The organism is Bradyrhizobium sp. Ec3.3, from assembly GCF_000472925.1.
Classification (GTDB): domain Bacteria; phylum Pseudomonadota; class Alphaproteobacteria; order Rhizobiales; family Xanthobacteraceae; genus Bradyrhizobium.
On the sequence record NZ_AXAS01000002.1, the window covers coordinates 259,776 to 279,726 of the forward strand.

Below are 19,951 nucleotides of genomic sequence, written 5' to 3' on the forward strand. Positions count from 1 at the left end.
GCCTCCCCTCACCCGATCACGGCGCGCGCGACGTCGAGCAGCGCCGCCTTGACGTCGGTATCATCGGTCAGCGGTTCGATCATACCCGCCAGCACGGCGTCGGCGATCGAGGCCCCGGCCGCAATCAGTGTCGCGCAATAGACGACCAGCCGGGTCGAGACGCCCTCCTCCAGGTCGTGGCCCTTCAGTGCCCTCAGGCGAGCGGCAAGCTGAACCAGCGGCCGCACGCGATCGGGCGCAAGCCCGCTTTCGACGGAGACCACTGCGATCTCCTGCTCCGCCGGCAGGAAGCCGAACTCGATCGCGACGAAGCGCTGCCGCGTCGACGGCTTCAGCGCTTTCAAGAGGGTCTGGTAGCCGGGGTTGTAGGACACCACCAGCATGAAGCTCGCGGGCGCGACAAGCTCTTCACCGGTGCGCTCGAGCGGCAGGATACGGCGGTCGTCGGTGAGCGGATGCAGGACCACGGTGACGTCGTTGCGCGCTTCCACCACCTCGTCGAGATAACAGATGCCGCCTTCCCTTACGGCCCGGGTCAGCGGACCGTCGGTCCACACGGTGTCACCGCCCCTGAGCAGATAACGGCCGGTGAGATCGGCAGCAGTCAGATCGTCATGGCAGGCGACGGTGTGAAGCGGCAATCCGAGCCGTGCCGCCATGTGGGCGACGTAGCGTGTCTTGCCGCAGCCGGTCGGACCTTTGAGGAGAACCGGCAGGCGATGACGCCAGGCGTGCTCGAACAACGCGCATTCGTTGCCGCTTGCGACATAGGCCGGAAGCTCGGGCGCGGGCGCTGGGACGGCATGGAGTGCGGGTTTCATGATGTCTCTCCGGTATTTCCCTGGAAGGGGCGGCCGCGACTGGCGCGGCCGCCATAAGCCTATTCGGCGGGTTGCAGTGCACCGGGGATGACCGCCTGCTTCTCGCGCCCGGGCACCAGCACGGCCCAGACGAACATCACCGCGGAGATCACCACGAACACACCGGAGCCGAGCCGGATCCAGTAGAAGAACGCAAGCTGGTCCTGCACGTCCATGTAGCTCTGGCCGAGCACGCGCTGGAGATGGACCTGGATCACGCCGGCAAAGGTCAGCGCAAAGGTCATCACCATCATGGCCGTGCACATGATCCAGAAGCTTGTCATGCTGAGCCACTGGTTATACGGAGCGCGCTCCTTCAGCTGCGGGATGGCGTAGGCCATCATCGCCAGATTCAGCATCACATAGGCGCCGAAGAAGGCGAGATGCCCATGCGCCGCGGTCACCTGGGTGCCGTGGGTGTAGTAGTTCACCGAGGACAGCGTGTGCAGGAAGCCCCAGACGCCCGCACCAAGGAATGCCATCACCGAGCAGCCAACCGACCACAACAGCGCGGCGCGGTTCGGATGCTTGCGTCCGGCTTTCCAGGTCATCTGCACCGTGAAGATCACCATGGTGAAGAAAGGCGCGACTTCCAGCGTTGAGAACAGCGAGCCGATCCACTGCCAGTAACCGGGGGCGCCGATCCAGTAGAAGTGGTGGCCGGTGCCGAGGATGCCGGAGAACAAGGCCAGGCCGATGATAACGTAAAGCCACTTCTCGACGACCTCGCGATCGATGCCGTTGAGCTTGATCATGAGGAAGGCAAGCACCGAAGCCATGATCAGCTCCCACACGCCCTCGACCCAGAGGTGGACGATGTACCACCAGTACATCTTGTCGACCGCAAGATTGGCCGGGTTGTAGAAGGCGAACAGGAAGAAGATCGCAACGCCCCACAGGCCGAACAGCAGAATGTTGGTGACCGTGGTCTTGCGTCCCTTCAGTGCCGTCATCGTCACGTTGAACAGGAACATCAGGCAGACGACGACGATGCCGACCTTGATGATGAAAGGCTGCTCGAGGAATTCGCGGCCTTCGTGATAGTGGAAGAGATAGCCGACCACCGCGATGCCGGCGGCACAGAAGAACATCCAGAACTGGATTTTTGCGAGTATCGGGCTGAACAGCTCGGTCTCGGTTTCCTCGGGCAGGAGATAGTAGGTCGCGCCCATGAAGCCGATCAGCGACCACACGATCAGCGCATTGGTGTGAATCATCCTGACGATGTTGAACGGCAGGACGACGGACAGGGTGTTGGGAAGGACATAGATGGTTCCGGCGACGAGGCCGAACGTGACCTGCGCCAGGAACAGCGTCAGCGCGCCGTAGAAATACAGCATCGCGACTTTCTGGGTCTGATATTTCATCTCAGGCTCTCTGTCTTGAGGGATTGTTGAGCGCTCAACCGGCCTTGTTCGGCGGCCAATCCTGGCGCTTGATGGTGCTCACCCATTGCAGGAAGTCGGCGAGATCGTTGAGCTCCTGGTCGGTGAGGTTGAACTGCGGCATCTGCCGGCGGCCCGGCGCGCCGGACGGCTGCGACTGCATCCAGGCTTTCAGCGTCTCGCGGGCACTGGCGGGATCTTCCTTGCCGCCCCAGCGGTCCCAGACATTGCCGACCTCAGGAGCGAAATAGGCGCCCTCGCCCAGCAGAGTGTGGCAGTTGATGCAGGAGTTCTTCTCCCAGACGTGCTTGCCGCGGGCGACCGACGACGTCAGCGTGGCTGCGTCCGTCGAGCTCGTGATCATGTAGTAGTGGCTGTGCGCCGTCAGCCCCAAGAAGATGGCGAAGAAAAAGGCCGATCCGCCGTAGAAGACGTTTCGGGCGGCCGACTTGGTTAGGCGTTCAGCCATTGCCAATCCTTTCCGGTTTTAAGTCCTGTCGAGAAAAGCGGTGACGATATTTTGCCGATTGGGCGCCGGAGCTCTTTGTTGCGGCGCAATGAGCGCGACGATGCGCAACGATCAGACCAGGGCGACGGCCGCGGAAGCGAGCCAGGCGAACAGCACGAGGATGACGATCCAGGCGTTCATCAGGCCGCGCCACAGCGCCGGCGCGGCGCGCAAATCGAGATAGTCGAGCACGATCCGGCGGCCCTTGACTGCGGCCAGGGCGAGCAACACGGCGTTGGCAAAGAGTGCGCGCGGCACGAGCCAGGGCACCAGCACGGTTGCGATCGCAAGGGCGATCAGCACGGCCCAAGTCACATTGAGTCGATTCACGTCGAGACGGTTCATCACCGCACCAGGTAGACGATGGGGAACATGACGATCCAGACCAGGTCGACCATGTGCCAGAATGCCGTTCCTGTCTCGACGCTCGCAGCTTCCGCACGCCGGCAGACCACGGCGAGGATCACGATGCCGAGGCCGACATGCAGGAGGTGAAAGCCGGTCAGGAGGAAATACAGCGTGAAGAACGGGCTGGTCTCGAGACCGTTGCCGTGGCCGATCTCCTGCGCATACTCCATCAGCTTAATCGCAATGAAGACGCCGCCAAGTGCCATGGCACCGAGCAGCCAACGGCGCGCGATCCGCCTCGTCCCGTTCCGCGCCGCCAGCGTGCCGCGCGCGGCCGCCCAGCCGCTGGTCACCAGGACCACGGTGTTCATGCCAGCAAGCCCCGAATCGAGCGCCGCCTGCCCGGAGGCGAACAGCGCTGGCTGCACGAGCCGGGCGATTGCGAAGGCGCCCAGGAACAGCCCGAAGGCAGCGAGCTCGCTGAAAATCAGCACCCAGATCATGGGATCGCCGGGTAGATCCTCGAGGATGCCCCAGCCACTTCCCTGCTGCTCGTAGTCCGTCGCCGACATCTGGTCTCCGCAAGGCGCGATGCCGGGATGCAATATCGCGCAGGAGCGCGTCGCAATTTGTCGGCGGACAAACCGGAGGCAGCTTTCGTGCCGTTTGCGCCGTCGCAACCTCCGTGACGGCGGCAGTCGGTAGAGTGACCGTCGAGGTTCCATCATTTTCGCGAAGGCCAACCATGAGCGAGGCGCAACTTGGTCTGATGACCGCAACCCCCATCATCATCCTGTTCGCCGCAGCGCTCCGGCGGATGGGCGTGCTGTCGACGGCGGCGACCGTATCCGCGGTATGTCTGTCGGTCGCGATCGCGGTGGTGCTGTTCACGACGCAGTAGAGCGTCGGTTCCTCATCCGGAGGGGGACAGACCGCACGGGCGCCGGTCTCCACTGCCACCGGATGGTGCCACTCATCCTCCTTGGCTTAGCGCCGCAGCGCGCTAATATTCGTCATCGCTCGCTACCCGATGAGTCCGCCATGCCTCAGATCATCAATCTTGGCGCATTGCAGCTGACGTTTCTGCAGAGCAAGGACGACACCGGCGGCAGTCTCGATCTGTTCGAGATGACGCTCCAGCCCAACGCGCGCATGCCGATCCCTCACTATCACGATCGCTGGGACGAAACGATCTACGGCCTGAGCGGCATCTCGACCTGGCGGATCGATGGAAAAGACACCGACGTGGCGCCGGGCGAGACCGTGTTCATCAGGCGCGGCGTCGTGCATGGCTTCATCAATCGTTCGGCCCGACCGGCGACCTGCCTGTGTATCCTCAGCCCAGGTGTACTTGGCCCGCAATACTTCAAGGAAATGGCCGCCCTGCTCTCGGCCGGCACGCCCGATCCGGCAAGAATGAAGGAAACGATGCTGCGCTACGGCTTGGTTCCGGTGCTGCCATCCTGACGCAAGAGCGCGGCCCATCCTGCTCGGCGAGGACGAGACAGGTCCCCGCAATCGCCCGTGCTTGATCTCCAGCAACGGCTCTGTTTGGATGAATTCCGTTCGGCACTTCAATTTCGAATAATCTGATTTTTTGGAATCGAAATGTCGTTTGCTGCGTTGTTGATTGCCTTTGCCTCGACCACTCAGTGGGAACCGCCTCGGGGCTGCCGCACACGTGAAAACGCCCATGCCGGCGCGCGCTGCGTTGACTCAAGCGCACTTTCATGGATGCTAGCCACCGTCGTTCCTGGGTTGCTCGTTCACCAAGAGGCATCGTGACCGCTCACCGCACCGGCATTGGGAATCGGCTTCTGGCGGCGCTGCCGCCCGAGGATTTGGCCTTGCTCGCACCCCACTTCCAGAAGGTCTCGTTCGAACCCGATGCCATCCTGGTGCGGTCGGGCGACGAACTCGACCCGGTTTATTTTCCCCACAGCGGCGCGATCGCCTTCATGCTCGAGATGCCGGACGGGCAAACGGTCGCAACCACGTTGATGGGACGGGAAGGTGCTTTGGCCTCGTTCTCCGTACTCGGTCCGTCGCATTCATCCGTCACAGCGACTGCACGCCTGGCCGGCACGGCATCGCTGATATCAGCCGCGAAGTTCCGGGCTGCCTACGCGCGGAGCGCAGCGATCAGGCATGTCGTGCAAGTCCACGCCCGCGCGCTGTTGTTGCAGCTCCAGCACGTGGCCGCCTGCAACGCGCTGCATCGGGTGGATGGCCGCATGGCGCGTTGGCTACTGCAACTGCACGACCGCGTTCCCGATGATCATCTTCCCGTGACGCAGGAGGCGCTTGCGCAATTGCTTGGGGTGCGGCGGACGACCGTGACTCTGACCATGAGCAAGCTTCGCGCTGCGGGCGCCGTCCCGTCCGACCGGCGCGGCTTCGTAGAGATCCACCGGGCGCAGCTGGAGAGGGCCGCATGCGACTGCTATGGGCTCATGCAGCGCAAGATCGATCAGATGTATTGCCAGGAATTGTCGGCGCCGCAGCCTGCCCTTGCCCCTTTCCGGGAAGGCTCCGTTGTCGCCTTCGACGAAGCGGGTCCTGAATCCAGAGCCGCTTCGCGCGAGAGAAAGTGAAGCCCGTCCTCGATCCGATCAGCCTAACATAGCCAACAATGTCGCACGAGCATTGCCCGTTGGTGTGCCCACGACATTGCGCAAACAGACCAAGATGTAGGGTGGGCAAAGCGAAGCGTGCCCACCTCTTCTGCGCAACGTAGAGAGAAGACGGTGGGCACGGCGCTCGCGCGCCTTTGCCCACCCTACGCCACCGTCGAATTGGCTACCGCCGCTGGTTGTACACGTCGATGCAGACCGCGCCGAGCAGCACCAGGCCCTTGATGACCTGCTGGTAATCGATGCCGATGCCGAGGATGGACATGCCGTTGTTCATCACGCCCATGATCATGGCGCCGACCACGGCACCACCGACGCGCCCCACGCCGCCATAGGCCGAGGCGCCGCCGATGAAGCAGGCGGCGATGACGTCGAGCTCGAAGCCAAGGCCCGCCTTCGGCGTTGCGGTGTTGAGCCGCGCGGCGAAGACGAGGCCGGCGAGTGCGGCCAGCACGCCCATGTTGACGAAGGTGAAGAAGGTCAGCCCCTCGGTCTTGATGCCTGAAAGCTTTGCGGCCTTGGCATTGCCGCCGACCGCGTAGATCTGCCGCCCGATCACGGTGCGCCGGGTTACGAAGCCATAGAGCGCGATCAGCGCGCTCATGATCACCAGCACGTTCGGCAGGCCGCGATAGGTCGCGATCAGATAGGTGAAGTAGAGCACCGCACAGGCCAGCACGACGTTCTTTCCGAGGAAGAACGCGTAAGGCTCGACCTCGATGCCGTGCGACTGCTCGCGCGAACGGTTCTTCGCGGCAGCATAGACCAGTCCGAGGGCCAACACGGCGCCGATCAACATCGAGGTCGGGTGCAGCGTGCCGGCCTCAGGCAGGAACTCCGGAATGAAGCCCGAGGACAATTTCTGGAACGTCGACGGGAACGGTCCGAGCGACTGGCCCTGCAACACCGCGAGCGCCAGGCCCTTGAACACGAGCATGCCGGCCAACGTCACGATGAAGGACGGGATCTTGAAATAGGCCACCCAATAGCCCTGCGCGGCACCGATCGCCGCGCCCAGCAGCAGGCAGGCGATGAAGGCGACCGTGTAGTCGACCTTGTAGCTCACCATCAGCAGCGCGGCCACGGCGCCGACGAACCCCGCGACCGAGCCGACCGACAGATCGATATGCCCGGTGACGATCACGAGCAGCATGCCCAGCGCCATGATGACGATGTAGCTGTTCTGCAGCACGAGATTGGTGAGATTGAGCGGCTGCAGCAGCGTGCCGCCGGTCATGGCCTGGAAGAACAGCATGATCGCGACCAGCGACATCAGCATGCCGTAGTTGCGTAAGTTGTTCTTGATGAAGCCCGTGTGCCGGCGCTCTTCAGGCAGCGAAACCGTCTTGTCGGTCATGGCTGCATTCCTCCCATCTCCGCGGCTACAGGCACGCCGTTCCCATTGTTTCTCTCATTGCGCATGATAGCGCGCATGATCTTCTCCTGCGTCGCCTCATGGCCCGCGAACTCGCCGACGAAAGCGCCGTCGTTCATGACGCAGATGCGGTCGCAGATGCCGAGCAGCTCCGGCATCTCCGACGAGATCACCACGACGCCCCGGCCGGCCTCCGCCAGCTCGTTGATGATACAATAAATCTCATATTTGGCACCGACGTCGATACCCCTCGTCGGCTCGTCCAGGATCAAAACCTTGGGGTCGGTCATCAGCCATTTCGACAGCACGACCTTCTGCTGGTTGCCGCCCGAGAGCTGGCCGGTCTCCTGGTAGACGTCGGAGCAGCGGATGCGCATCCGGTTGCGGTAGTCGCTTGCCACTTTCAGCTCGGCAATGTCGTCGATGACCTTGCCGGGGGCCACTTGGTCGAGGCTGGCCAGCGTAATATTCTTGCGGACGTCGTCGGCCAGGATCAGCCCGAGCTGCTTGCGGTCCTCGGTGACATAGGCAAGGCCGGCATCGATCGCCGCCGCCACGCTCGGCAGGACGATCTCGTTACCCTCGAGGCTGATGCGGCCCGTGATATTGGTGCCCCAGGAGCGGCCGAACAGGCTCATGGCGAACTCGGTGCGCCCCGCCCCCATCAGCCCGGCGATCCCGACGACCTCGCCACGCTTTACGCCGAAATTGACGTTCTTGATGACCTGCCGGTCGGGATGGATCGGATGGTAGACCGACCAGTTCTCGACCTTGAGGACGGGCTCCCCGATCTTGGCGCTGCGCTCGGGGAAGCGGTGGGCGAGATCGCGGTTGACCATGCTGCGGATGATACGGTCCTCCTGGACCTGCTCGGCCCGGCAGTCGATGCCGTCCACGGTGCGGCCATCGCGCAGCACCGTGATGTGGTCGGCGACCTTGGCAACCTCGTTCAGCTTGTGAGAGATCAGGACCGAGCCGATGCCCTGCTCGCGAAACTTCATCAGGCGCTCGAGCAGCGCGGCGCTGTCGGCCTCATTCAGGCTGGCGGTCGGCTCGTCCAGGATCAGCATGCGCACCTTCTTCGAGAGCGCCTTGGCGATCTCGACCAGCTGCTGCTTGCCGACGCCGATGTCGGTGATCAGCGTGTCCGGCGACTCCTTCAGGCCGACCTGCGCCAGGAGTTCCCGCGTCCGGCGGTAGACCTCGTCGCGGTCGATGACGCCCATCTGCGACGGTGGATGCGAGAGGAAAATATTCTCCGCGATCGACATCAACGGGATCAGCGCCAGCTCCTGGTGGATGATGATGATGCCGAGCGCCTCGGAATCGTTGATGTCGCGGAAGTGTCGCTCCTCGCCCTCGAAGACGATGGTTCCCTCATAGCTGCCGTGGGGATAGACCCCGCTCAACACCTTCATCAGGGTGGATTTTCCGGCGCCGTTCTCGCCGACCAGGGCATGGATCTGCCCGGCCTGAACCGAGAAATTGACGTCACGCAGCGCCTGCACACCCGCAAAGCTCTTGCTGACGCCGCGCATTTCCAACATTGCCGTCATGGCTTCGTTTCCCGTCTTTTAACCCACCTCACCCCGCTTGCGGGGAGAGCATAGGCCGCCTTTGGCGTCCGTTCAAAAACGCCGAAGCGATCGGGCGAGGAGGAGCTTCCGCAAGAGCAACTCTCGCCGCCCCGTAGAGACTTCCCCTCACCCCAATCTTCTACAACGGCGGCCCAAAGGCGGCCTATGCTCCCTCTCCCCGTAAGAACGCGGAGAGGGAGCAGGCGCAGCTTACTGGAATTGCGACTTCTTGTAGTAGCCGCTGTCAACCAGGGTTTTCTCCCAATTGTCCTTGTAGACCACGACCGGCTTGAGCAGGAAGGACGGCACGGTCTTGGAGCCGTTCTCATAGGTCTTGGTGTCGTTGACCGTGACCTGCTTGCCTGCCAGCGCCGCGTCGACCATATCGGCGGTCACCTTGGCGAGGTCGCGGGTGTCCTTGAAGATGGTCGAGTACTGGTCGCCGCGCAGCATCGCCTTGATCGAGGGCACCTCGGCGTCCTGGCCGCTGATGATCGGCATCGGCTGGTCGGCACTGCCGTAGCCCACGCCCTTCAGCGACGAGATGATGCCGATCGAGAGGCCGTCATAGGGCGACAGCACCGCGTTGACCTTCTTGTTGCCGTAGTAGGCGCTGAGCAGGTTGTCCATGCGGGCCTGCGCGGTGGCGCCGTCCCAGCGCAAGGTCGCGACCTTGTCCATGCCCATCTGGCCGGACACGACGACGAGCTTCTTGCTGTCGATGTAAGGCTGCAGCACCGACATCGCGCCGTTGTAGAAGAAGTAGGCGTTGTTGTCGTCGGGCGAGCCGCCGAACAGCTCGATGTTGAAGGGACCCTTGCCATCCTTGAGGCCGAGACCCTGCACGAGCGATTCCGCCTGGAGCACGCCGACCTGGAAGTTGTCGAAGGTCGCGTAGTAGTCGACGTTCGGCGTGCCGCGGATCAGGCGGTCATAGGCGATGACGGTGATGCCCTTGGCCTTGGCCTGCTTGAGCACGTCGGAGAGCGTGGTGCCGTCGATCGCGGCGATCACCAGCGCCTTGGCGCCCTTCGTCACCATGTTCTCGACCTGCGAGAGCTGGTTCGGAATGTCGTCCTCGGCATATTGCAGGTCGGTGTTGTAACCGCGCTCCTTCAGCACCTTGACCATGTTGTTGCCGTCATCGATCCAGCGCGCCGATGATTTCGTCGGCATCGAGATACCAACGGTCGGCTTGTCCTGGGCCAATGCCGGGGCCGATGAGGCCATCGCGGCGGCGCCCGCGAATGCGAGCGCGAGTACGGTCGTCTTCAGTTTCAGCATGCTTCACTCCCTTGGGGTGTAAGAACGTTTGTAGTTACAGCAAGAACTCAGGTGTGTTGTGCCTTTAAGTGACTCCTTGGATCTCCTATTCGAGCGTGACGTCGGGCTCCGCGCGACCGCGCGCAGCAGCCTCGAGGATGAAGGTGCAGCCGGCTTGCGGATCGGCGGCGCGTGCCGCCGCATCCATATCCTGCCACGCCGAGGTGACAAGAAGGCGTGACAGATCGGGACCGATGAAGGCGGGACAACTCGACTGCTGTGCCGGCACCGCCAGCGAGCGCAAGCGCTCGCCTTCGGGACTATAGACGTCGACGCAGGCGCCGCCCCAGCGCGCGTTCCAGATCAATCCGTCAGCATCGACCACCGAGCCGTCGAGACCGCCGACGCCGGTGTGGCGCACCAGCACCTCCGGCTCACCGCGCGGCAACCCCGTCGCCGGATTGAGCGAAACGCGATAGAGCACGTGACGCGCGGTGTCGGCGAAGTATCCGATGGCGCCGTCCGGCGAAAAGCAGATCGAGTTCGGAATGCTGATGCCGGGAAACAGCGTCGAGATCTTGCCGCGATGGAGCGCATAGATCGCGCCGGCGCCCGCTTCAGCCTTGCGGCCCATGGTGCCGATCCAGAACGTGCCGGACTGATGCACGCGTGCGTCGTTCGACCGCGTCGTCGGGTTATCGGCCTCAAGCGGACGATAGAGCGTCATCGCGCCGTCGGCGAGCTTGCGGACGTAGAGGCCATCCTCGGCCACGATCAACTGCCGCTCGGCATCGATGCGGCCGAGCGCGCTCGCCATCCGGCCGAGGACATGGACGCGAATATTGCGACTCGCGAGATGGGCCTCATAAAGGCGGCCTTCACGGATGTCGAACCACCAGGCGGTATCGGTGGCGACGTCATAGGTCGGGCCCTCGCCGAGATGGCAATGCTCGGTGCAAAGTACGGAGGTCGGCACCTGCTCGGTCATGACGAGCTCACCCCAAATCGATACACGGTGTGGTGCTTGTAAACGCTGCCGGGCGCAAGACGCGAGCTCGGAAAATCCGGCCGGTTCGGCGAATTCGGCCAGATGTGCGGCTCCAGGCACAGCGCGTCGGACTGCCGATACAACCGGCCGCCTTTGCCCGCCACCGAGCCGTCGAGGTAGTTACCGGAGTACACCTGCAAGCCCGGCTGATCCGTGAATAGCTCCATGACGCGTCCCGAGCGCGGCGCCTCCACGCGCGCGGCGAGACGCAAGCCGCCGTCAAGCGGAAGGCAGAACGTGTGGTCGTAGCCCTTGCCGTTGCGCAGTTGCTGATCGTTCTGACGGATACGCGCACCGACCGGCGTCGGCGTCCGGAAGTCGAAGGGCGTGCCGGCAACCGCGTGCGGCGGCCCGGCCAGCGGGATCGCGGTCGGATCGATCGCCAGGAAATGATCAGCTGCGACCATGAGCTTGTGATCGAGGATCGGCGTCCCCGACGTCGCGCCTTCGAGGTTGAAGAAGCTGTGATTGGTGAGATTGACGATGGTCGGACGATCGCTCGTCGCCTCCATGCTGACCGACAGTTGGGCGGGACCGGTCACCCGATAGGTGAGACGAACGTCGAGCCGGCCCGGGTAACCTTCCTCACCGTGCTCGCTTGTGTAAGTGAGCGTGACCGCAGGCTCCGCGCCGTCAGCGAGGTCGGCGATCTGCCAGAGCTTGCGGTCAAAGCCGTCCAGGCCACCGTGCAGCGCGTTCGGGCCATTATTGGCGGCGAGCTGCACCGTCTCGCCATCGAGCACGAAGCGCGCGTCCGCGATACGGTTGGCATAGCGGCCGACGGTCGCGCCAAAAAACTTCCGCTCGGCGAGATAGCCGGCAAAGTCGTCATAGCCGAGCACGACGTCGTCGGTGCCGCCCTTGGCATCGGGCGCGATCAGCGCCTGAATCACTGCACCATGAGTGATGATGCGCGCCTCGAAACCACCCTGCCCGCACAGCACCACGCGCTCGACGGCGCGGCCATCCGGCAGCGTTCCGAAGACGTCCCTTGTGATGCGTGCGCTAGCCATGATCATTCCACGAACGGTTCGACGACGTTGCGCTTGCCGAGCATGAAGGCGTCGGCGACGAGACGGAACGGCGTCAGGTCGACGTCACTCTCCCCCGTCGCCGCAAGCTCGACGAAACGCCGGTAGAGCCCGCGATATTCGGCTTCGGGCTCCTCCGCAAGCACTTTGCCGTCGATGGCCATGCGGGCGCCGCCGCCCGACAGCGTCATTCGGCCCTGATCCGTCTCGGCCACGATGTCCCAGCTCTGCGGGCCGGTCTGGCGGAAGTCGAATTCGGCCATGATTGGCAGGCCGTCGACATCGGCAAGCGTCAGGTTCGCCGCAATCGGCGCCTCGCAATTGGCCGGGAAGGATAGTTGCGCCGCGGTCACGAACACCGGACGCGGCAGGATGCGGGTCAGGATCGAGAGTGCGTTGATGCCGGGATCGAATACGCCGAGCCCGCCCGGCTCCCAGATCCAGCCTTGTCCGGGATGCCAGACGCGGACATCCTCCTTCCACGCGATGTGCACGGACTTGATCCGGCGCGCGGCGAGCCATTGCCGCGCCGGCTCGACAGCGGGGGCAAAGCGCGAATGCCAGGTCGCAAACAGCGCCCGCTTCGCATCCTTCGCCATCGTGACCAACGGATCGAGTTCGCCGAGGCTGAGGCCCGGCGGTTTCTCCAGCATCACGTGCTTGCCGGCGGCAAGCGCCGCGAAGGCCTGCGCGCGCCGCACCTGCGGCGGCGTGCACAGCGACACCGCATCGATCGGCGGGCCCTTTGCGAGCAGCTCCTCGATGGTGGCGAAGTGCGGCAGGTCCGGCAGCGAGGCATTGCGGCTCGCGATGGCGGCAAGGGTTGCGCCCGGTGTTGCCGCGATGGCGGCGACGTGCTGATCGCGCGCGATCTTGCCGAAACCGACGATGGCGATACGAAGTTCAGTCACGCTTGTTCTCCAGATTGAGCCGATTGCGCCGGCTCGGCCGGCGCCGTCTCGATCACCGTGCCTTCATGGCGGCTCATGCCATTGTGGATGACGAAGACCATGGCGGCCGAGGCGGCCTCGCCGTCGCCCGCCGCGATCGAATCGACGATCTTCTGGTGCCAGAGCAGCACCGTGTCACGATCCTCGACCTCGACCGGCGCGCTGAGCAGGAAGGACGCCCGCAAGGCGGCTTCGATGACATGGCCGATGGAACGCATGAACAGATTGCCCGACGCCCGCGCGACCGCAACGTGCAAGGCGAGGTCCGCGTCGGCGAAGCCCGCGGAATCAGATGCCTCGCGCCGCATGCGGTCCATGCTGCGCTTGAGTTCGGCGAGGTCCTCCTCCGAGCGTCGCGCAGCCGCGAGCATCGCCGCGCGCGGTTCGACCGCGAGACGGATCTCGGCGAGGTCGTTGAGGAAGCGTTTGTCGATGCCGGCGTCGAGATGCCAGGCCAGCACATCTGCGTCGAACATGTTCCAGGCGCCGCGCTCGCGCACGACGGTGCCGACCCGCGCCTTGGTGGTGAGCAGACCTTTTGCCACGAGGGTCTTCACGCTCTCGCGCAGCACCGGCCGCGAGACGCCGAACATCGAGGTCAGCTCGGCATCACCAGGCAGCCGCGTGCCTTCGGCATAGCGACCGGCGATGATGTCGACGCCGATCGAGCGGGATACCTCCGCATGGTTGGAGTGGGCCCGCCGCGTCGGGATGACGACGATGCGCGAGGTCATGACGTGGCTCCCGCGGGTCTCACGGCAGGCCGGCGCGCGAGCGCGATCATGACCTGCTGCAGAGCGATGAAGGCGAACAGCAGAACACCGGTCGCGATCTTGGTCCACCAGCTCGACAGTGTCCCGTCGAAATTGATGTAGGTCTGGATCAGGCCCTGAATGAGGACGCCGAGGAACGTTCCGACCACCGAGCCCTGCCCGCCCGTGAGAAGCGTGCCGCCGATCACCACCGCCGCGATGGTGTCGAGCTCGACGCCGACGGCCGAGAGCGAATAGCCGGCGCCGGTGTAGAAGGAAAAGACGATGCCGGCGATGCCTGCGAGCAGGCTCGACAGCATGTAGATGCGGATCGTCATTTTGCCGACTGCGACGCCCATCAGGCTCGCCGTAACCCGGCTGCCGCCGAGCGCATAGACATTGGCGCCGAAGCGGGTGAGCTGCAGCAGCAGCGCTCCGCCGATCACGATGACCAGCATGATAATCGCAACCGCCGTCAGTCGTCCACCGCCCGGTAGTCGCAGCGCAAAGTCCGATACCGTCGAATAGATCGGCGCGGTGATCGGCACCGATTCCGTCGAGAGCAGGAAGCTCGCGCCACGCGCGAGGAACATGCCGGCCAGCGTGACGATGAACGGCGGCAGGTCGAACAAATGGATGACGGCGCCCATCGCCGCGCCGAACGCCGCGGACAGCGCCAGAATCGCCGCGAAGGCGACCAGCGGCGGCATGCCCCAGCGTTCGATCGCGAGCGCGACGAACACGGTGGTAAAGCCGATCACCGAGCCGACCGACAGGTCGATGCCGCCCGAGATGATCACGAAGGTCATGCCGGTCGCGACGATGCCGAGAAAAGCGTTGTCGGTCAGGAGATTGCAGACCACGCGGGTCGAGGCAATGTTGGGAAATTGCAGCGCGCAAAGCACAAAGCCCGCGACGAGCACGATGGCCGTGATGAGGACGGGCGGCAGGCCTTTCATGCTTTCGTCCCCCGGATACGCGCCACGATGCCGGCCATACCGGTCAGCTTCGGCGATTGCAACAGCAGCACCGCCAGCACCACCACGGCCTTGACCAGGAGGTTGAATTCCGGGGGATAGCCCGACAAGAGAATGCCCGTGTTCATCGTCTGGATGATGAGCGCGCCGAGCACGGCGAGCAAGAGGCTGAAGCGGCCGCCGAACAGCGAGGTTCCGCCGATCACGACGGCCAGGATCGCATCGAGCTCCAGCCAAAGGCCGGCATTGTTGGCATCAGCTCCCATGATGTCGGCCGCGGCGATCACGCCCGCAAGCGCCGCGCAGACGCCACACCAGACATAGACGGCCAAAATCATGGCGCGGGTGCCGACGCCGGCGAGCTCGCTTGCCCGCGCATTGCCGCCGGTGGCCTCGATCAAGAGCCCGAGCGCCGAGCCGCGCACCACGGCGCCAGTGAGGATCAGCATCCCCAGGGCAATCGCGACCGGCACGGGAACGCCGAGGATGGCGCCGTTGCCGAGCCAGACCAGATCGGGCGAGGTGAAGGTGACGATGCGCCCTTCGGTGATGAGCTGGGCGATGCCGCGGCCGGCGACCATCAGGATCAGCGTCGCGACGATCGGCTGCATGCCGAGGATGCTGACCAGGAAACCGTTCCAGAGGCCGCAGACGAGGCCCGCACCGAGCGCGGCCGCGAGCACCACCGGCAAGCCGTGACTGTCGGCGAGGCTCGCGGCGATCGCACCCGAGATCGCCATGACCGCGCCGACCGAGAGATCGATGCCGCGCGTGGCGATCACCAGCACCATGCCGAGCGAGAGCAGCGCCACCGGGGTGCCGCGGTTGAGCACGTCGATCATGCTGCCGAACAGCCGTCCATCCTGCAAGCGCAGATCGAAGAATTGCGGCGAGACGGCACGATCGACCATCAGGATGACGATCAGCGCGAAGATCTGGGCAAGGCCACGGCGCGGCAGAAGAGCGGTCATGGCCTGCCCTCCTGCGCCACGGCACTGTTGTCGGCAGCGATCGCCGCCAAGATATTGGAGACGTCGATCGCCTCGCCCTGCAATTCCTCGACATGGGCGCGATCGCGCAGCACGACGACGCGATCCGAATAGGTGACGATCTCGTCGAGCTCGGAGGAGATCACGAGCAGCGCCAGCCCATCCTCGCAGAGCTCGCGGATCAGGCGGATGATCTCGGCATGCGCGCCGACGTCGATGCCGCGGGTCGGTTCGTCCAGCACGAGGAGCCGCGGCGAGGTCGCAAGCCAGCGCGCCAGCAGTACCTTTTGCTGATTGCCGCCCGACAACAGGCCGACCGGACGTTCCGGATCAGGCGGGCGGATGTCGAGCAGCTTGACGAAACGTGCAGCAATCTCGTCCTGCTCGCGGCGCGACAGCGGCAGATAAAGGCCGCGCTTGGCCTGGAGCGCGAGTACGATGTTCTCGCGCACCGTGAGCTCGGCGACGATGCCTTCCGTCTTGCGCTCCTCCGGGCAATAGCCAAAACCGTGTCGGACTCCGTCACGCGGCGTCTGGAGCCGCACTGGCGCGCCCTCCACTTTCGCCTGGCCCTGATCGGAACGCTCGGCGCCGAAAACCAGCCGCGCGGTTTCGGTTCGTCCCGAGCCCAGAAGGCCGGCGAGACCCACGACCTCGCCATGGCGCAATTCGAGATTGAAGGGCGCGACGTAGCCAGACTTGCCGTAGCCCTCGAAGCTCGCGCAGATCTCGCGCACCTGCTGCTCGCTTGCAGGCGCGCGTGCGCTGGTGGTTTCGGCAAGCTCGCGGCCGAGCATCATCCGGATCAGTTCGAGCCGCGGCAGCGATGCGGTCTCGCGTTCGCCGACCAGGCGGCCGTTGCGCAAGACGGTAATGCGGTCGGAGATTTCGTAGACCTGGTCGAGGAAGTGGCTGACGAAGACGATTCCGATGCCGCGGCCAGCTAGCTGACGCATGATCTTGAAGAGAATCTCGACTTCATGACGGTCGAGGCTCGCGGTCGGCTCGTCGAGAATGAGAACGCGCGCCGACAGGTCGACGGCGCGAGCGATCGCGGTGACGTGCTGGATTGCGACGGAGTAGCTGCCGAGCGGCGCCGCCACGTCGATGTCGAGGCCGAACTCGGCAAGCAACGCCTTTGCCCGCCGGCGCATCTCGCCTTCGCGGACGATGCCGAAGCGCATCGGCTGCCGGTCGAGAAAAAGATTCTGCGCCACCGACAGGTTCGGCAGCAAATTTACTTCCTGGTAGACGGTGGCAATGCCAGCTTCCAGCGCCGCCTTCGACGATCGCGGCGCGACCTCGGCGCCGCCCAGCCGAACGATTCCCGCATCGCGCGGGAATACGCCGGTGACCACCTTGATCAGTGTGGACTTGCCGGCGCCGTTCTCGCCGAGCAGGGCATGGATCTCGCCCGCACGAAGCGTGAAATCGACGTCCTGTAACGCACGCACAGCGCCAAAACTCTTGCTGATCCCACGCACCTCGAGCAGACAAGGGGCAGAATCCGGGCTGGTCTCCATTGCGACGTCACTCCCGCCGGCGTCCGCTTGTGCGGTTGCGGACGTCCGGCCAATTCACCACGCTTAGCAGTTTCGAACGGGGGTGCGCCACCGGAGCGCATCAGCCGCGGTGGCGCACGGGAGGGCTCAGTAACCAAGACCCTTCTTGCTGTCGTAGACCTTCTGCGGATCGTCGGAGGCGGTGTAGAGCTTCGATTCCGTCTGGATCCACTTCGGCGGAACGGTGCCCTTGTCCTTGAAGGCGGCAATGACGTCGAGCGCGGGCCCTGCCATGTTCGGCGTCAGCTCCACCGTGGCATTGGCTTCGCCTGCGGACATCGCCTTGAAGATGTCGGGAACCGCGTCGATCGAGACGGTCAGGACGTCCTTGCCGGGCTTGAGGCCGGCTTCCTTCATGGCCTGGATCGCGCCGACCATCATGTCGTCATTATGCGCATAGACCGCGCAGATCGACTTGCCGCCGCCTTCCGCCTTGATGAAGCTCTCCATCACTTCCTTGCCCTTGGCGCGGGTGAAGTCGCCGGTCTGGCTCCGCACCACTTTCAGGTTCGGATGCTTGGCGACGACGGAGTCAAAGCCCTTCTTGCGGTTGGTGGCGACGCTGGCGCCGACCGTGCCCTGCAATTCGACGACATTGCAGGCCTTCTCGCCGACCGTCTTGGCGAGCCACTCGCCGGCGACGGCACCTTCGTGCACGCTGTCCGAGGTGACCGCGGTCAGATAGAGGTCCTTGCCGGAGGGATCGATGTCGCGGTCGAGCAGTACGACCGGGATCTTGGCTTCCTTGGCCTCCTTCAGGACCGCGTCCCATCCGGTCGAGACGACCGGCGCAAGGAAGATCGCGTCGACGTTCTGAGCGATGAAGGACCGGATCGCCTTGATCTGGTTCTCCTGCTTCTGCTGGGCGTCGGCGATCTTCAGGTTGACCTGCCGCTTGGCTGCTTCCTGCTTGGAGACCGAGGTCTCAGCGGCGCGCCATCCGGATTCCGATCCGATCTGCGAAAAACCGATCGTGAGCTGGCCGGCATTGGCCGGCAGCGAAAGCAGCAGCGCGGCCGTGGCGCTGGCCGCAAAGAGGGCTTTGAGGGTCATCAGGCGTGTCTCCCAAAAAATGTTTATCTCGGGTGCCAATTGGTATCATAGCACCTGCTAAACCGCCCCTCTGGGCGGCGGGAGGCACCATTTCACGGAAGTTCGGCGCTGTATAGTAATATTATTTTACTATATGACTGATCCCCGGATTTGTCGTCGACACGCGCCGCGGCCCTACTTTGCATGGGGTTGTTTTCGATAGTTTTGCGGAGGCAAGGCCAGCACCGGCTTTGAACGCGGTCTACGCCGATGCTGGCACCCCAGCGTTACAGCAGCTTCCGTTGCGCCAGGTTCTTCATCAGCGCGCCGATGCCGAAGCTCCAGGGCTCGCACTCGTCGCTCGTGCGCATGCGATTGGTGAGCTTGCCGAGCTCGGGCGCAGCGATCGTGACGATGTCGTCGTGCTTGTGGGTGAAGCCCTGCCCCGGCGCATCGCGATCATCGACCGGCGCGAACATCGTGCCGAGGAACAGCACGAAGCCGTCCGGATATTGATGCACGCTGCCAATCGTCTGCGCGACGAGATCAGTGGGATCGCGGCTGATCTTGCTGATCGAGGAATGGCCGTTGAGCACAAAACCGTCCTGCCCCTTCACATTGAGGCTGATGTCCAGCTTGCGTGCGTCATCGAGAGAGAACGTGTCGTCGAACAGCCGCAGCAGCGGGCCGATGGCGCAGGAGGCGTTGTTGTCCTTGGCCTTCGACAACAGCAGCGCCGAGCGGCCCTCGAAGTCGCGCAGGTTCACGTCATTGCCGAGCGCTCCGCCGACGATCTTGCCGCGGCTCGAGACGAACAGCACCAGTTCCGGCTCCGGATTGTTCCAGGTCGATTTCGGATGCAGTCCGGCATCCATGCCGGCGCCGACCGACGACAGCACCGGCGCCTTGGTGAAGACCTCCGCATCGGGGCCGATGCCGACTTCGAGATATTGGCTCCATGCGTTCTGCTCGATCAGCACCTGCTTCAGCCGCATAGCCCCCTCCGAGCCGGGCTTGAGCTTCGACAGATCGTCGCCAATCAGCCGCGTCACCTCTTTCCGGATCGCTTCGGCCGAGGCCGGGTTGCCCTTCGCCCGCTCCTCGATCACGCGCTCCAGCATGGAGACGGCAAAGGTCACGCCGGCGGCCTTCAGGGTTTGAAGATCGACCGGCGCGAGCAGCCAGGGTTTTTGCCGGTCGCGCTGGTCGGGCGGCGTGTTCGCCGCAATCGCCTCGAGATCGCCGATCCGCTCACCCTTGGTCTCGCTCACCGCCTTTGCCGGATCGGCCTCCTCGCACAGCGAGCTGATGGTCGGAAACCGCGCGGTGACGTCGAACACGCCATCGCTGCGCACCGCGACCACGGCAGGACCATTGACCTGCGGCAGCCAGACGCGTCCGACCAGCGTGCCGCGCGTCCCGTCCTCCGGCAAAACGTCCTTCGCCGTCAGTGTCATCCTGGCCGTTTCCGACTTCATTGTATCGGTCCTTTTCTCATTCGTTGTCACCCGCGCGTGGCACGACAGACGCGCCGCTCGCCAGCACCAAAAACACCATTTGCGGGCGCTCCGCTACTGGGCAGCGCGCGATTCAATCTCACCGCGCGCCCTCGCCTATTGCACCGCGGAACCATTTGCGACGCAACAATCAAAATGAGACTG

Annotated in this window: 20 protein-coding genes; 3 read left to right on the plus strand and 17 right to left on the minus strand. The window is 64.2% G+C overall.

Annotation, left to right across the window (positions count from 1 at the left end; all coding sequences use genetic code 11):
* Positions 1–8: 8 nt before the first annotated feature.
* From YUU_RS0103695 to YUU_RS0103715, 5 genes are all read right to left on the minus strand, one after another.
* The gene (locus YUU_RS0103695) at positions 9–821 is read right to left on the minus strand and encodes a CbbQ/NirQ/NorQ/GpvN family protein (protein WP_027521146.1); all 813 of its coding nucleotides are present in this window, start codon (positions 819–821) and stop codon (positions 9–11) included.
* A gap of 59 nt (positions 822–880) precedes the next feature.
* The gene (locus YUU_RS0103700; protein WP_027521147.1) at positions 881–2,227 is read right to left on the minus strand and encodes a cbb3-type cytochrome c oxidase subunit I; all 1,347 of its coding nucleotides are present in this window, start codon (positions 2,225–2,227) and stop codon (positions 881–883) included.
* A 34-nt stretch (positions 2,228–2,261) separates the two neighbouring features.
* Positions 2,262–2,714 carry a cytochrome c gene (locus tag YUU_RS0103705; RefSeq protein ID WP_027521148.1) on the minus strand — a complete coding sequence of 151 codons (453 nt, stop codon included), beginning with the start codon at positions 2,712–2,714 and terminating at the stop codon, positions 2,262–2,264.
* Between the two features lie 111 nt (positions 2,715–2,825).
* A complete protein-coding gene (locus YUU_RS0103710) occupies positions 2,826–3,098 on the minus strand; it encodes a cytochrome C oxidase subunit IV family protein (RefSeq protein WP_035661122.1) in 273 nt (90 codons plus the stop codon).
* On the minus strand, positions 3,098–3,673 hold the full coding sequence (locus tag YUU_RS0103715; RefSeq protein WP_027521150.1) for a cytochrome c oxidase subunit 3 family protein: 576 nt from the start codon (positions 3,671–3,673) through the stop codon (positions 3,098–3,100). The genes YUU_RS0103710 and YUU_RS0103715 overlap by 1 nt, the downstream gene beginning before the upstream one ends.
* A 173-nt stretch (positions 3,674–3,846) precedes the next feature.
* Between YUU_RS0103715 and YUU_RS60070 the strand changes: the two genes are divergently transcribed.
* The 3 genes from YUU_RS60070 (at position 3,847) to YUU_RS0103730 (ending at position 5,695) form a co-directional block, all read left to right on the plus strand.
* Positions 3,847–4,002 (plus strand): hypothetical protein, encoded by a 156-nt coding sequence (locus YUU_RS60070; protein WP_198031690.1) that lies wholly within the window; start codon positions 3,847–3,849, stop codon positions 4,000–4,002.
* A gap of 140 nt (positions 4,003–4,142) precedes the next feature.
* Complete coding sequence (locus tag YUU_RS0103725) at positions 4,143–4,568, plus strand: cupin domain-containing protein (protein WP_027521151.1); 426 nt, start codon at positions 4,143–4,145, stop codon at positions 4,566–4,568.
* A gap of 314 nt (positions 4,569–4,882) precedes the next feature.
* Positions 4,883–5,695 carry a Crp/Fnr family transcriptional regulator gene (locus YUU_RS0103730; RefSeq protein ID WP_027521152.1) on the plus strand — a complete coding sequence of 271 codons (813 nt, stop codon included), beginning with the start codon at positions 4,883–4,885 and terminating at the stop codon, positions 5,693–5,695.
* A gap of 205 nt (positions 5,696–5,900) precedes the next feature.
* Here YUU_RS0103730 and mmsB read toward each other — a convergent pair whose 3' ends face one another.
* From mmsB to YUU_RS0103790, 12 genes are all read right to left on the minus strand, one after another.
* Positions 5,901–7,091 (minus strand): multiple monosaccharide ABC transporter permease, encoded by a 1,191-nt coding sequence (gene mmsB, locus YUU_RS0103735; RefSeq protein ID WP_027521153.1) that lies wholly within the window; start codon positions 7,089–7,091, stop codon positions 5,901–5,903.
* Entirely contained in the window at positions 7,088–8,665 is a 1,578-nt protein-coding gene (gene mmsA / locus YUU_RS0103740) for a multiple monosaccharide ABC transporter ATP-binding protein (RefSeq protein ID WP_027521154.1), read from the minus strand. Before mmsA ends, mmsB begins: the two co-directional genes overlap by 4 nt.
* A gap of 231 nt (positions 8,666–8,896) precedes the next feature.
* Positions 8,897–9,970, minus strand: a complete 1,074-nt coding sequence (gene chvE / locus YUU_RS0103745; RefSeq protein ID WP_027521155.1) for a multiple monosaccharide ABC transporter substrate-binding protein — start codon at positions 9,968–9,970, stop codon at positions 8,897–8,899.
* A gap of 85 nt (positions 9,971–10,055) precedes the next feature.
* Complete coding sequence (locus YUU_RS0103750) at positions 10,056–10,937, minus strand: SMP-30/gluconolactonase/LRE family protein (RefSeq protein WP_027521156.1); 882 nt, start codon at positions 10,935–10,937, stop codon at positions 10,056–10,058.
* Positions 10,934–12,010, minus strand: coding sequence for an aldose epimerase family protein (locus YUU_RS0103755; RefSeq protein WP_027521157.1), 1,077 nt, complete (start codon positions 12,008–12,010; stop codon positions 10,934–10,936). Before YUU_RS0103755 ends, YUU_RS0103750 begins: the two co-directional genes overlap by 4 nt.
* A 2-nt stretch (positions 12,011–12,012) precedes the next feature.
* Positions 12,013–12,939, minus strand: a complete 927-nt coding sequence (locus YUU_RS0103760; RefSeq protein ID WP_027521158.1) for a Gfo/Idh/MocA family protein — start codon at positions 12,937–12,939, stop codon at positions 12,013–12,015.
* Positions 12,936–13,712, minus strand: a complete 777-nt coding sequence (locus tag YUU_RS0103765; protein ID WP_027521159.1) for a FadR/GntR family transcriptional regulator — start codon at positions 13,710–13,712, stop codon at positions 12,936–12,938. Before YUU_RS0103765 ends, YUU_RS0103760 begins: the two co-directional genes overlap by 4 nt.
* Positions 13,709–14,689 (minus strand): galactofuranose ABC transporter, permease protein YjfF, encoded by a 981-nt coding sequence (gene yjfF / locus YUU_RS0103770; protein ID WP_027521160.1) that lies wholly within the window; start codon positions 14,687–14,689, stop codon positions 13,709–13,711. Before yjfF ends, YUU_RS0103765 begins: the two co-directional genes overlap by 4 nt.
* The gene (locus YUU_RS0103775) at positions 14,686–15,678 is read right to left on the minus strand and encodes an ABC transporter permease (protein ID WP_027521161.1); all 993 of its coding nucleotides are present in this window, start codon (positions 15,676–15,678) and stop codon (positions 14,686–14,688) included. Before YUU_RS0103775 ends, yjfF begins: the two co-directional genes overlap by 4 nt.
* Complete coding sequence (locus YUU_RS0103780; protein ID WP_027521162.1) at positions 15,675–17,219, minus strand: sugar ABC transporter ATP-binding protein; 1,545 nt, start codon at positions 17,217–17,219, stop codon at positions 15,675–15,677. Before YUU_RS0103780 ends, YUU_RS0103775 begins: the two co-directional genes overlap by 4 nt.
* A gap of 126 nt (positions 17,220–17,345) precedes the next feature.
* Positions 17,346–18,311 carry a galactofuranose ABC transporter, galactofuranose-binding protein YtfQ gene (gene ytfQ / locus YUU_RS0103785; RefSeq protein WP_027521163.1) on the minus strand — a complete coding sequence of 322 codons (966 nt, stop codon included), beginning with the start codon at positions 18,309–18,311 and terminating at the stop codon, positions 17,346–17,348.
* Positions 18,312–18,577: 266 nt separating this feature from the next.
* Positions 18,578–19,768: a fumarylacetoacetate hydrolase family protein gene (locus YUU_RS0103790; RefSeq protein WP_371260472.1), complete on the minus strand. Its 1,191-nt coding sequence runs from the start codon at positions 19,766–19,768 to the stop codon at positions 18,578–18,580.
* Positions 19,769–19,951 lie beyond the last annotated feature (183 nt).